General features: G+C 38.8%; 9 protein-coding genes. 5 read left to right on the top strand and 4 right to left on the bottom strand.

Annotated features, from left to right (window positions below; translation table 11 throughout):
• Nucleotides 1-9: 9 nt before the first annotated feature.
• Nucleotides 10-531, bottom strand: coding sequence for an RNA polymerase sigma factor (locus DEU42_RS05760; RefSeq protein WP_114757340.1), 522 nt, complete (start codon nucleotides 529-531; stop codon nucleotides 10-12).
• Nucleotides 532-805: 274 nt separating this feature from the next.
• On the opposite strand from DEU42_RS05760, the gene DEU42_RS05755 reads away from it, so the two are divergent.
• The 4 genes from DEU42_RS05755 (at nucleotide 806) to DEU42_RS05740 (ending at nucleotide 5,333) form a co-directional block, all read left to right on the top strand.
• Nucleotides 806-1,276, top strand: a complete 471-nt coding sequence (locus DEU42_RS05755; protein ID WP_199509058.1) for a hypothetical protein — start codon at nucleotides 806-808, stop codon at nucleotides 1,274-1,276.
• A gap of 203 nt (nucleotides 1,277-1,479) precedes the next feature.
• Complete coding sequence (locus DEU42_RS05750) at nucleotides 1,480-2,814, top strand: LamG domain-containing protein (protein WP_114757339.1); 1,335 nt, start codon at nucleotides 1,480-1,482, stop codon at nucleotides 2,812-2,814.
• A gap of 196 nt (nucleotides 2,815-3,010) precedes the next feature.
• Complete coding sequence (gene ffh / locus DEU42_RS05745; RefSeq protein WP_114757338.1) at nucleotides 3,011-4,351, top strand: signal recognition particle protein; 1,341 nt, start codon at nucleotides 3,011-3,013, stop codon at nucleotides 4,349-4,351.
• Nucleotides 4,352-4,448: 97 nt separating this feature from the next.
• Nucleotides 4,449-5,333 carry a bifunctional 5,10-methylenetetrahydrofolate dehydrogenase/5,10-methenyltetrahydrofolate cyclohydrolase gene (locus tag DEU42_RS05740; RefSeq protein ID WP_114757337.1) on the top strand — a complete coding sequence of 295 codons (885 nt, stop codon included), beginning with the start codon at nucleotides 4,449-4,451 and terminating at the stop codon, nucleotides 5,331-5,333.
• 43 nt (nucleotides 5,334-5,376) lie between these two features.
• Here the strand turns inward: DEU42_RS05740 and DEU42_RS05735 are convergent, their stop codons facing one another.
• From DEU42_RS05735 to rluF, 3 genes are all read right to left on the bottom strand, one after another.
• Nucleotides 5,377-6,213 carry an SDR family NAD(P)-dependent oxidoreductase gene (locus tag DEU42_RS05735; RefSeq protein WP_114757336.1) on the bottom strand — a complete coding sequence of 279 codons (837 nt, stop codon included), beginning with the start codon at nucleotides 6,211-6,213 and terminating at the stop codon, nucleotides 5,377-5,379.
• A 181-nt stretch (nucleotides 6,214-6,394) separates the two neighbouring features.
• Nucleotides 6,395-8,965, bottom strand: a complete 2,571-nt coding sequence (locus tag DEU42_RS05730; protein ID WP_114757335.1) for a fibronectin type III domain-containing protein — start codon at nucleotides 8,963-8,965, stop codon at nucleotides 6,395-6,397.
• Between the two features lie 354 nt (nucleotides 8,966-9,319).
• Nucleotides 9,320-10,189: a 23S rRNA pseudouridine(2604) synthase RluF gene (gene rluF / locus DEU42_RS05725; protein ID WP_114757334.1), complete on the bottom strand. Its 870-nt coding sequence runs from the start codon at nucleotides 10,187-10,189 to the stop codon at nucleotides 9,320-9,322.
• Between the two features lie 172 nt (nucleotides 10,190-10,361).
• Between rluF and DEU42_RS05720 the strand changes: the two genes are divergently transcribed.
• Nucleotides 10,362-12,029: a S8 family peptidase gene (locus tag DEU42_RS05720; RefSeq protein WP_114757333.1), complete on the top strand. Its 1,668-nt coding sequence runs from the start codon at nucleotides 10,362-10,364 to the stop codon at nucleotides 12,027-12,029.
• The last annotated feature ends 16 nt before the right edge of the window (nucleotides 12,030-12,045 follow it).

Below are 12,045 nucleotides of genomic sequence, written 5' to 3'. Positions count from 1 at the left end.
TAAATTACCCTACCTAAGGTTGTCAATTTCTTTTCGTAGTTCTGTTAGTGCTCCGTGAAGCCTCTTTTCTACAGCCTTTACACTTATACCGAGAATTTCGGCTATCTCATGATATTTCTTTCCATCGATACGATGTAAAAGAAATGCCGTGCGCTGGGCTTCTGTAAGTTTAGCAATGGCATTTTGCAGTTTTGTCTTAAACTGATCTTCTTCAAGTAAAAATTCCGGACTCTGGTTATCGGTGTTTTTTGGAGCACTTTTTTTAGAATACTCCAAAACAACTTTTTGATGCGCAATATGATTCAGCGTTGTATTGTTGGCAACGGTGTATAAAAAAGACTTGGCTTTGTCTAAAGGTACATTAGCGCAGTTTTCCCATAGCTTTATAAATGCTTCCTGGGTAACATCTTCTGCCTGCTCTTCGTTTCCGTATTTGTAGTACAGGTAATTGCGTAATGATTTTGCATGGTTTTTAAAAAAATTAGCAAAAATAATATCCTCGCAAATGCCCTTTAGTGAATTGTCTTTCATTTTGGCTTGTAAAAGTGGGCGTAAATTATAAAAAAAATAGAAGTTGCATACAAAGCGTTGTAAAAAATTAAAAATGTGCTTTTTGGACAAATACTAAATCAACTTTTGCAAATTCTAAACCAGTTTGGGCAACTTCTAATTTGCAATTTTAAATCGTGTAGAATTTTACTTTATTTGTATCAGCATTAATGAGTGAAACTTTAAAAAAATTATAAAATTTTGCTCTATATGTTCATCATTACTAATTTTACACTAATATTTTAATACTAAACCAATGAAAAAAATCAATCTATTTGTTGCTTGTCTTGCTTTTATGGGACTGACTGCCTGTTCAGACGATGACGGGAAGTATAATGTAAACGGCAATGCAAATGCAGTGGCAAACAACCTGAAGTCAGGAACCTGGAGAATTACTCTTTTTCAGGAAGACGGTAATGACGAGACAGGGAATTTTGAAGGGTATAATTTTACCTTTGGTGAAAATGGAGTGCTTACAGCTACTAACGGGACCAATACTTATACAGGTGCATGGTCGGTTTATGATGACGATAACAGCGATGATGATAGTACTGATGACAGCTTTGACAGCGATATTGATATTGATATAACTTTCACAGAGCCTCTTGAATTTGTTGATTTGACGGATGATTGGGATATTGCTGCCAGAACAGGAACAGAGATTAAACTTGTTGATGTGAGCGGAGGCGATGGAGGAGTTGATTATCTTACTTTTCAGAAAAACTAAGTAGTATAGTCTTTTTGGGAGGTTTTATTACCGTATAGAAGGTATTTTGATTCAGAAGATAAGCTTCTGGAGAGTAACATACATGAAAAAGAACCCTGATTTTATAAGGCCAGTCACTTCGGTGATTGGCTTTTATTTTTAAAAAAATAAAAAAGCAGGTAGGGTTTTTTTAAATTTGACTGTTTAAGATTATATCACATAGAATGATAAAAAGATTTTTTGCTGTTTTGATATGCGTATTTGCGGCAGTTTCCTGCCAAAATGAATCGGTAAGTGAAAATACCGAAGCATTAACTCGTAGCTCCAATTTGACGGATGTGTTGAAGTCAATTTCGGCTAATGATACAGCAGAGGATAATGTGATTGACAGTACCAGTTGCTATAAGATAAAGCTTCCGGTGCAAATTATGGTTAACGGGCAGCAAATGAGAATTGTTTCACCGTCTCAATATGAGGCTGTAGCGGCAATCTTAAATGAAAGCGAAGAAGATGATGATCGCGTTACTTTGTTTTTTCCGATAACAATTGCAGATCAGGATTATAATGAGGTAACTGTTGAAAATCAGGAATTGTTTGATGCGATTCGTGAAACCTGTACTGATCCGGTTCCGGCAATAGGAGATGATTGTGTTTCATTAGTGTTTCCTCTGAATTTTTACCGTTATAACAGTGGTTTTCAGATTCAGAACACTTATGTGCTTAACAGCAATAAAGATCTTCATGTTATGCTGATGACTTTGGGACCTAATGAGTATTACTCAATAGGGTATCCAATTTCGTTAAATGTAAAAGATGGCGCAGGAATAACTGTGTTTTCAAATGAAGAGTTACTGAGTGCTATAAATTTTGCGCTTCAAGGCTGTGAGCAGGGCGGATGCACTAATCCGGGCGTACTAGTAGAAGATTTATCTCTTTACATTACGTTCTCAAATGGAGTTGTAAAAGACCTGAAGGGTAGCGAAGTTACTGTGCCGCAGGATATAGTTTTTACAGCCGACAGACAGGGCAATCAAAAATGTGCGGTAGCTTTTAATGGTTCGCAGTTTTTACAGGTAACAAAAAGTGCTGATAATGCCATTGTACAAGGCCAGCCATATAGTATAAGCCTTTGGTTCAGGATGCAGAATACCAATGGTGGCGACGTTGAAAAGCTTTTCTCAAAAGGAAATGCAACAGGAGAAGGCTTTCTGCTGGTAGTTAAACAGCTTAATGCTCCTTTATACGCCGCAGGTAATGTTGAAATTGCGGATGCTGACTGGAAAACGGATGCAGCCCTTCCGGTAGATACAAGTAACTGGCATCATTTGGTAGTAACAGTAGATGAGGCTAATAATATAAAACTATACCGTGATGGTGAGTTAAGAAATAGTCAGGATGCTTCTGAAGCCAATATTGGAAATGTAGCAATGGATTATTTTATAGGAAGCGGTTTTACAGGTTTCCTTGACGACCTGAGAGTCTACAAAAAAGTGCTTTCGTTTACTGAAGTTCAGGTTTTATATGAGCTTGAAGGCGATTGCAATACATGTTTAGAATAGTTGTGTTTTTTTAAATATTCAAGTTTTTTTCCGAAGAAAACCGGCCCCTTCCCAGGCCGGTTTTCTATTTTTTAGAGTTTGGTATGCCAAACCTTTATTATAATCGTCTCAAAGCATACCTTTTTATTTGTGTAAACACTGCATCTTAAAAATCAAATTCTTAAATTTGCACCTCTATAAAAAGAAACCCTGATTTATGTTTGATAATTTAAGTGAAAAATTAGACAAAGCCTTACATATACTTAAAGGTCACGGAAAGATAACCGAGGTAAACGTAGCCGATACTCTTAAAGAGGTTAGGAGAGCATTACTGGATGCCGACGTTAATTTTAAGATCGCTAAAGATTTTACTACTAAAGTAAAAGAAAAAGCGATTGGCGAAAATGTACTTACTACATTACAGCCAGGCCAGCTTATGGTTAAGCTCGTTAAAGACGAACTTACCGAACTTATGGGAGGAGATGTTTCCGGTATTAACCTGTCGGGAAATCCTACGATAATATTGATGTCAGGTCTTCAGGGTTCTGGTAAAACTACCTTTTCGGGTAAACTTGCCAATTACCTTAAAACTAAAAAGAACAAGAAACCGTTATTGGTTGCCTGTGATATTTACCGTCCTGCGGCTATCAACCAGCTACACGTTGTAGGGGAACAGATAGGTGTAGAAGTATATTCTGAAGAGGGTAACAAAAATGCTGTTGAGATTGCTCAAAATGCCATCAAACATGCTAAAGCTAACGGATTTAATGTAGTTATCGTCGATACTGCCGGTCGTCTAGCGATCGATGAAGAGATGATGAACGAAATTGCTAACGTTCATAAAGCGATAGAGCCAAACGAAACCCTATTTGTTGTGGATTCAATGACAGGTCAGGATGCTGTTAATACTGCAAAAGCATTTAACGACAGACTGGATTTTGATGGTGTTATCCTTACCAAACTTGATGGTGATACCCGAGGTGGTGCCGCTATCTCTATTAAATCAGTAGTTAACAAGCCAATTAAATTCATTGGTACGGGTGAGAAGATGGAAGCAATTGATGTTTTCTATCCAAGCCGTATGGCCGATCGTATCCTGGGTATGGGTGACGTTGTTTCCCTTGTTGAGAGAGCACAGGAGCAATATGATGAAGAAGAGGCAAGAAAACTACAAAAGAAAATCGCTAAAAACGAATTTGGTTTTGACGATTTCCTTGCACAGATTCAACAGGTTAAGAAAATGGGTAACATGAAAGACCTTGTTGGGATGATACCCGGTGCAGGAAAAGCACTAAAAGATGTTGAGATCGAAGACGACGCCTTTAAACATATAGAAGCTATCATTTATTCAATGACTCCGGGAGAGCGTAGCAAACCTGCAACCATTGATGTAAAAAGAAAGAACAGGATCGCAAAAGGATCGGGTACCTCTATACAGCAGGTAAACCAACTGCTGAAACAGTTTGACCAGATGAGCAAAATGATGAAGATGATGCAGGGTGGTGCCGGTAAGAACCTGATGCGAATGATGGGCGGAATGAAAGGAATGAGGCCTTAAAATACAGAGACGCGGTTAAACGCGTCTTTTTTTATTATATTTAACTGTCACGGCAGTATTCAATTGAACATCTATTTTCAAAAATAAAACACGAACAATGCAATTACTCGACGGAAAAAAAGTTTCGGAAGATATCAAGAATGAGATTGCCGAAGTTGTAGCAAAAATGAAGAAGAACGGCGAAAAGGTGCCACACCTTGCAGCTGTAATCGTTGGTAACGACGGAGCGAGCCTTACTTATGTAGGGAGCAAAGTAAAAGCCTGCGAGCGTGTAGGATTTGAGTCTACACTTGTAAAAATGCCAAGCACTATTTCTGAGCTTGAGCTTTTGAAAAAAATTGAGGAACTTAACCAGGACGATAACATCGACGGTTTTATCGTACAGCTTCCGCTTCCAAAACAAATAGACGACCAAAAAGTACTTATGGCGATAGACCCAAGCAAAGATGTTGACGGTTTCCACCCTGAGAATTTTGGTAAAATGGCACTGGATATGACTACTTTTATTCCTGCAACGCCATTTGGTATCCTTGAGCTTTTAGAGCGTTATAATGTAGAGACTGCGGGTAAGCATACAGTAGTTATCGGACGTAGCCACATCGTAGGCCGCCCAATGAGTATCCTTATGGGGCGTAAAGGTTTCCCAGGAAACTCAACCGTTACGCTAACGCACAGCCATACTAAAAACATTGCACAGATAACAACTCAGGCTGATATCATTATCACTGCCCTTGGTGTGCCAAATTACCTTAAAGCAGAGATGGTTAAGGATGATGCAGTAATTGTAGACGTTGGAATTACACGCGTTGCGGATGATACAAACCCTAAAGGTTATGTTATTACCGGCGACGTTGACTTTGAGAACGTAAGTAAAAAAGCGTCTTTCATCACTCCGGTTCCGGGTGGGGTAGGGCCAATGACAATTGCCATGTTGCTTAAAAATACACTTCTTGCAAGAGAGCTTAGAAGAGACAAAAAGTAATTTTTTATGATAGAAAAGGGAGCCGATTGGCTCCCTTTTCGTTTTAGAAATCTGTAGATGTAGTTGTGTCTTTCAGATTCTCAAATTCATTCATCTGACTCTCAAATTTGGCAGTTGCCCTTCTGTAGGCATCACTTCCTAATAATAGATGAAGAGGTGGATTTTGTTCAAAAGCAGTCTGTATCATTATGGCAACGCCTTTTTCAGGGTCACCGGCTTGTTTACCGTCAAGCCCCTGATATCTGATAAGCATTTCATTTATGTTATCATAAGCACCATTCCTATTTTTTGGAACAGCTAATGACTCTTTAGAAAGGAAACTTGTTCTGAAACCACCCGGTGCCACAGCTGTAACGGTAATGCCGAAAGGTTGTACGTCCTGTGCCAGTGCTTCAGATAAACCAATTACTGCCGACTTGGCTGCTGAATAGGCAGCCCATCCTGAACCCGGCGCAACACCTGCTATGGATGCTATATTTATTATATGTCCTGATTGCTGTTTACGCATGATAGGCAACGTATGACGTATAGTATTAAACACAGCGAATACATTAATATCAAAAGCAGCGCGAACATCACGATCTTCTACTTCTTCAAGGCTTCCGCCAATGCCATAACCAGCATTGTTCACTAGTACATCAAGCCCGCCAAATTTAGCTTCAGTTTTTGCTATCGCTGCTGCAACCGAACTATCGCTTGCCAGGTCTACTTCCAAAGGCAGAAAGTTTTCTGAATCGCCAATAGTTTTAATAAGTTCAGCAGTTGTGCGCGATGTGGCAGCTACATTTTGTCCCGTGGCTAAAAGCTGTTTCACGAACAATAATCCGAAACCTTTTGATGCTCCGGTTACGAACCATATTTTTTGTTTATCTGTTTTCATTGTTATTAATTTAATGGTAGTACAAATTTCGGAAAACTTTGTGTCTAAACGTTTATGGCTTTCAAACGGTTAGTTGTATTAATCAAACAGGAAGGGCTGCCTCATTGAGGCAGCCCTTTTTTTCATAGCTTTTTTAAGACTATCTTTTCAGATAGCCCCTATTTATCACCGTAACCTAAATTTATTCTTTGATGATTTTGATTCGTTTTGATCCGTTTTCACCAATTACATTTACAAGGTATGCTCCTGTAGAAAGCTGTTGAAGATTTATAACAGCATTCTGTGTGTTTACATTTTGAGTATGTACCAGTTGTCCGGTAATGCTGTATACTTCTACTTTTTCAATTGTAGACTGTGCATTAAGGTTAAGTACATCTTTTACAGGGTTTGGATAAGCTGTAATGTTTTTTAGGGTATTATCACCAAGACCAGCAACTTCTTCAGTTGTGAAAGGAATAGTTATCCATCCACTGTTTGAAGGTCCACACTGAACTCTGATGAATGCATAATACTGTGTGCCCGGTTCAAGTCCTTCATAAGTTTTAGAAGTACCGGATTCATTTTCCCATCCTTCTGTAGGTAAAGTATCGGTAGTGCCATATGTTATATGGTAAACGTTTGGAGTAGCATTTCCTGATGTTGCTGCTTCCCATGTTATTGTAGCAGTGGTTGTAGTAACCGTTGCTGAACCATTTGTTGGTTCGCCACAATCAATAACTTCAATTTTAAAATCATCAATATAAATAGCACCCTGGCCCGCCTCGCTGTAAGCATTGAAACCAAAATAGTAAACACCTGTAGGCATGTTGAAGTACTCAATGGAATTTTCCTCCTGTGTCCCTCCCGTTATGCCTTCGTGTGTACCAAAGTTGTTGCCAATCTGGTAGTTTGGATTAGGATTGCTATTAAGTGTTACTTTCAGGTTTTCAGTAGAAGTACCGTTATTACCATATTTATAAGATACTTTGTAAAGTGTACCTTCTGTAAGCTGGATTCCCTGAGTATAGAACCATGAATTGGCAGCATCGTTAGTAGCTGTATATACAAGAGTATTACTTGTAAATCCGCTACCAGGGTTGTTTGCGGTTACCCAGTCATTTCCTGATATCGCTTCCTGAGCAATAGTACATTCAGGTGTTGCCGGAACTGTCGCTGATTCGAAATCAAGTATATAAGGAACAGTTGTAGGTTCGCAAGCCGGTGTTGTAAAGCTGATGCTCTCTGACCAGTCACCCATTAGTGGACCACACTGGCTTCTTACAAAAATATAATACGTAGTACCGGGAGTCAGGTCAGTGAATTCTTTTGTTAATGCCGGTACATACTCACCGCTTTCAGGAGCAGTATTTGTTGTAGGGTGCGCAACCAAGTAACCAAAACTCGTGTTTTCTTCCGGAGTTTCCCATGAAATTGTTGCCGATGTTGGTGTAATAGCTGTTGCTGTAATATTTAGCGGTACACCACAATCCCAGTCTTTTACTTCAATATTGTCTACATACAGGTTACCCGCATTAGCCTCGCTGTGAGCATTAAATCCAAAGTAATATACGCCGCTCGTAGGAACAGTTACAATTCCTGAAGTATGTACGGTAGGAGTATTGCCTGTTATGTTTGTTAAATCATTTACTGTACCAATTACCGATGCAGCGTTAGGGCTTGTCGCTATTACTGTAGCAAGGCTTTCAGTTGTTTCACTACTGTTATTGCCATAACTATATCTTAGTTTGTAGAAACTTCCTACATTAAGTTGGATACCCTGAGTAAAGAACCATGCATTTGCCGTTTCTGTTCCTGCAGTATATTGTAATGCGTTGCTTTCAAATCCACTGCCCGGATTAGCTCCTGTTACCCATTGATCACCTGATGTACATGAAGGCAGGGATGGCGTTGTTGCTGTTTCAAAATCTTCTGTGTAGGGTACAGTTGTAGCTGCACAGGTAGGAGTTGTAAATATTACGGGCTCACTCCATCCACCAACTACAGGCTGGCATTGTGTACGCACAAAAAGATAGTAAGTAGTTCCCGGTTGCAGGTCGGTAACATCGTTAGAGGTTAAATTGTTGTAATGAATATCTCCAGCATTGGTAGGAGGTGTATTACTTGTCATGTAACCATAATGATATACAGTAAACATATCTGTATTGTTGTTTGCTGTATCATCCCATGTAAATGTTGCTCCGGTTGTAGTTAGGTTTGTTACCTGGATGTTTTCCGGATTATTACAAGTTACAGGTTCTACAACAATGTCATCAACATAGATGTTACCCTGATTGGCAGCACTTGTCGCATGGAAGCCTAGATAGTAAGTAGCCGTACTTTGTGCAGGGAATGTTGTTAAAAGGAATGTAGTTGGAGTACCTCCCGTAATACCTGCGTGAGTTTGGAAAGCCGGATCTGCACTTGTTCCTGTTGTACCCAGTGTGACTACAAGATCTTCTGTTGAAACTCCGTTGTTACCGTAACGATAGGAGATCTTGTACCATACACTTTGCGTCATCGCAATTCCTTTTGAAAAGAACCAGGCATTTGCTGCCTGTGTGTTGCCGGTATACTTAAGGGTGTTGTTGTCAAACCCATTTCCGGGGTTGTTAGCAGTTGTCCAGGTATTTGATCCTGAAGCTGTTGAACATGAGGGTAATGAGGGCACCGTAGCCGTCTCAAAATTCTCTGTGTAGTAGGATAGTGGTGTACAGTCCTGAGCCCATGTTTGCGAAGCAAAACACAGGCCTAATAGCAAGATAATTTTTTTCATAGTAGTTTAGTTAATTTTTGAATCTTGCTAATATATAAACTTAACTAAATGATTATCAATGAAATATTATTATAACAAAATTTATTTTAATGTGATATTTTTGTAAGAAATTCGTTTTAGCTTGTAAGTAAATAACAAATAATAACGCAATAATAAATTTTTGTTATAATTATTAAATACTAAAGTAAAGTTAGCTTATGGTTTTTTAGACCATAACAAATTGAAATAACCTTACAAATACATCGTAAGGTTATTAAAGTGTTATAATATTGCTATAAATTAGCTTATTGTTGAATGCGATTTCTTAAAGCGTGTTAAAATGTGAAAATACGTGAATTTTTAACACTCGTTATATCAATCTTTTTTACGTGGATTATTCCTTCTATTGGTGTTAAAAGGCTTACTGTTATTACCGTTTCTGTTGTTTTGTGGCCTGTTTGGATTTATAGGTCTGCGGGCAGCCGAGATTCTTCTCGTTGGTTCTTCTTTTGGAAGACTTGCCTCTTCTGTTTTGCTTGAAGGTTCAATAAGAGTGTTAAGTTCTTTAATTTCTGAGGCGGTAAGGTCTCTGTATCTTCCAACAGGCACATCAAGCGATATGTTTATGATACGGATACGTTTAAGGGCTGTAACATCATAACCAAGGTATTCGCACATACGGCGGATCTGACGATTGAGTCCCTGAGTAAGTACTATCCTGAAAATGTATTTGCTTATTTGTTCTACTTTACATTTTCGGGTAACAGTATCGAGGATAGGAATCCCGCTACCCATGCGTTGTATAAACCTGTCGGTAATAGGTTTATTAACGGTAACAATGTATTCTTTTTCGTGATTATTGCGTGCGCGTAATATCTTATTTACAATATCACCGTCGTCAGTCATAAATATAAGTCCTTCACTGGCTTTGTCAAGACGGCCAATGGGGAATATTCGTTTAGGATAATTGATATAGTCTACAATATTATCTTTTACATCAGTATTAGTAGTGCATTCTATGCCTACCGGTTTATTGAATGCTAAGTAAATGTGTTTTGAAGTTTTCTCTTTTATAAGTTTGCTGTCTATACGCACTTCGTCTTCAGGAGAAACTTTAGTTCCCATTTCCGGTACTATACCATTTATGGTAACCCGGCCTTCTTCTATAAGTTTGTCGGCTTCCCTGCGTGAGCAATAACCGGTTTCCGATATAAATTTATTCAGACGTTTCAATTCTTCTTCCATACTGCAAAAATACTACAATTTGGCACGTAAACCATATAGAATTGTTGATAAGCTTTTGGCTAAAACGTTGTAAATGTTAAAATTATTAACAAATAGAATTGTGTTAAAACTCTTTTTATACATTTGGAGGAACCAGATGTAAATCGCTGTTTACTAATCAACTAAATTATCTATGAAAAGAAAATCACTCATTATCTCATTTTTGTTCCTTTTTTCAGGGGCTGTAGAAGCCCAAAACCGAAAAGGAACGCTTAAGCTCCGAAAGGGCACTGACGCTCACAAACTATACGTTTCTTTTAACGACGGTGTAAATCTTGGCAATAGTCAGGATTATATAAAAGACCTGTCTGTTTATATTCCTGAATTTAAAGAACTTTCGGAAGAGTATAATATTACTATCCGTAAAACTATCGCTATTAACCCTTCAAAACTTGCAGAACTGGAAGCACTTGCAGTGAAAAATACAGGAAGTGGCGCATCGGTAAGAAAACTGTCTAATATCGTTGAATTGAAGATTGAAAATCCGACAAATGAGCGACTAATGGCTTTGGGACAAAAACTTGAAAAGTTTAGCGGTGTGGAATATTGCAGTCTTATGTCGGCTAAGCCTATTCCTTTCCCTCATGATATTGAGCCTGCAACACCTTCTCTTTTAGAATATCAGAATTATATCACTGATTATGGTGTTGATATGGTTTATGCCTGGGATTTGGGATTAACCGGGCAGGGGATTAATATCCGTGATCTTGAAGGGAGTATGAATCCACTGCATGAAGAGCTGAACGACCGTAATGTATCCTTTGCCGATAACATAACTATTCATCCTGATATTATTGATGATGAGACCCATGGAACAGGTGTTTTCGGGATATTATATGCTGATCCCGGAAATTATGGAATTACTGGTCTGGCTCATGGGGCTAATGAACTTGTAATGTATTCGGTACTTACGGTAGAGGCAGAATATGATGTGCCTTTCTCAATATCAAAATGTTTTGAGCAATCAACAGAGGGTGACTTTGTTATTTATGAATTGCAGACTGACGGGTATGGCGAACTTGAAGATTATGGTCCATCAGAATACGATCTTCCTGTTTGGGATCTGACTAAGGCAGCTACTGATGCAGGTATCATCGTTGTGGCTGCTGCCGGAAATGGAAATCAGGATTTGGACAGTCCTATATTTGACGAATATAATAGTCGTGGCGACAGCGGAGCTATTATAGTTGGTGCCGGTAGCCCTGATGAAGCTCACGATCGCTTGTGGTATAGTACCTATGGTGAAAGAGTTGACCTTCAGGGTTGGGGGTTGAATGTGCTTACTGCCGGAACGGGTCAGGCGTATATTGTTAACGATGATAATAACCAGACTTATACCTGGTTTAGCGGAACGAGTTCAGCAACGCCTATAGTGGCTTCATGCGCCATAGTTTTGCAGTCATATTATCATGCTAATACAGGCGAATACCTGAGTGGGGTAGAGCTTAGAGAAATTTTAAAACAAACAGGAAAACCACAAGGATTGGCTTTAGAGGGTAATATCGGTCCGCTGCCTAATATGCCTCAGGCTATAGAGGCGATGGATGTTTTGCTAGGAATAAACAGTATTGAGAAAAACACATTTATAGCTTATCCTAATCCTGTTGCCGAAAGACTAACCATTACCGGTAATTTTAGTGAGAGTGTTTCTGAAGAGGTCTATAATACTTTAGGGCAGCTGGTGTATGAAGCGAAAGGAATTGAAAATGGCATTGACTTTAGTGGTTTTTCAAAAGGGGTTTACATTGTAAAAGTTAAAGACAATGGAAAGACCCAATCAAGAAAAGTGATTAAGAACTAAAGATGCAATAAAGCAA

This window comes from Flavobacterium sp. AG291 (assembly GCF_003350375.1).
Taxonomy (GTDB): domain Bacteria; phylum Bacteroidota; class Bacteroidia; order Flavobacteriales; family Flavobacteriaceae; genus Flavobacterium; species Flavobacterium suzhouense.
This window is presented reverse-complemented; position numbering and strand designations above follow the sequence as displayed.

Excerpts from the sequence above, each read along its gene's own strand:
- DEU42_RS05760 (WP_114757340.1), bottom strand. The coding sequence starts at position 531 with ATGAAAGACAATTCACTAAAGGGCATTTGCGAGGATATTATTTTTGCT.
- DEU42_RS05755 (WP_199509058.1), top strand. The coding sequence starts at position 806 with ATGAAAAAAATCAATCTATTTGTTGCTTGTCTTGCTTTTATGGGACTG.
- DEU42_RS05750 (WP_114757339.1), top strand. The coding sequence starts at position 1,480 with ATGATAAAAAGATTTTTTGCTGTTTTGATATGCGTATTTGCGGCAGTT.
- ffh (WP_114757338.1), top strand. The coding sequence starts at position 3,011 with ATGTTTGATAATTTAAGTGAAAAATTAGACAAAGCCTTACATATACTT.
- DEU42_RS05740 (WP_114757337.1), top strand. The coding sequence starts at position 4,449 with ATGCAATTACTCGACGGAAAAAAAGTTTCGGAAGATATCAAGAATGAG.
- DEU42_RS05735 (WP_114757336.1), bottom strand. The coding sequence starts at position 6,213 with ATGAAAACAGATAAACAAAAAATATGGTTCGTAACCGGAGCATCAAAA.
- DEU42_RS05730 (WP_114757335.1), bottom strand. The coding sequence starts at position 8,965 with ATGAAAAAAATTATCTTGCTATTAGGCCTGTGTTTTGCTTCGCAAACA.
- rluF (WP_114757334.1), bottom strand. The coding sequence starts at position 10,189 with ATGGAAGAAGAATTGAAACGTCTGAATAAATTTATATCGGAAACCGGT.
- DEU42_RS05720 (WP_114757333.1), top strand. The coding sequence starts at position 10,362 with ATGAAAAGAAAATCACTCATTATCTCATTTTTGTTCCTTTTTTCAGGG.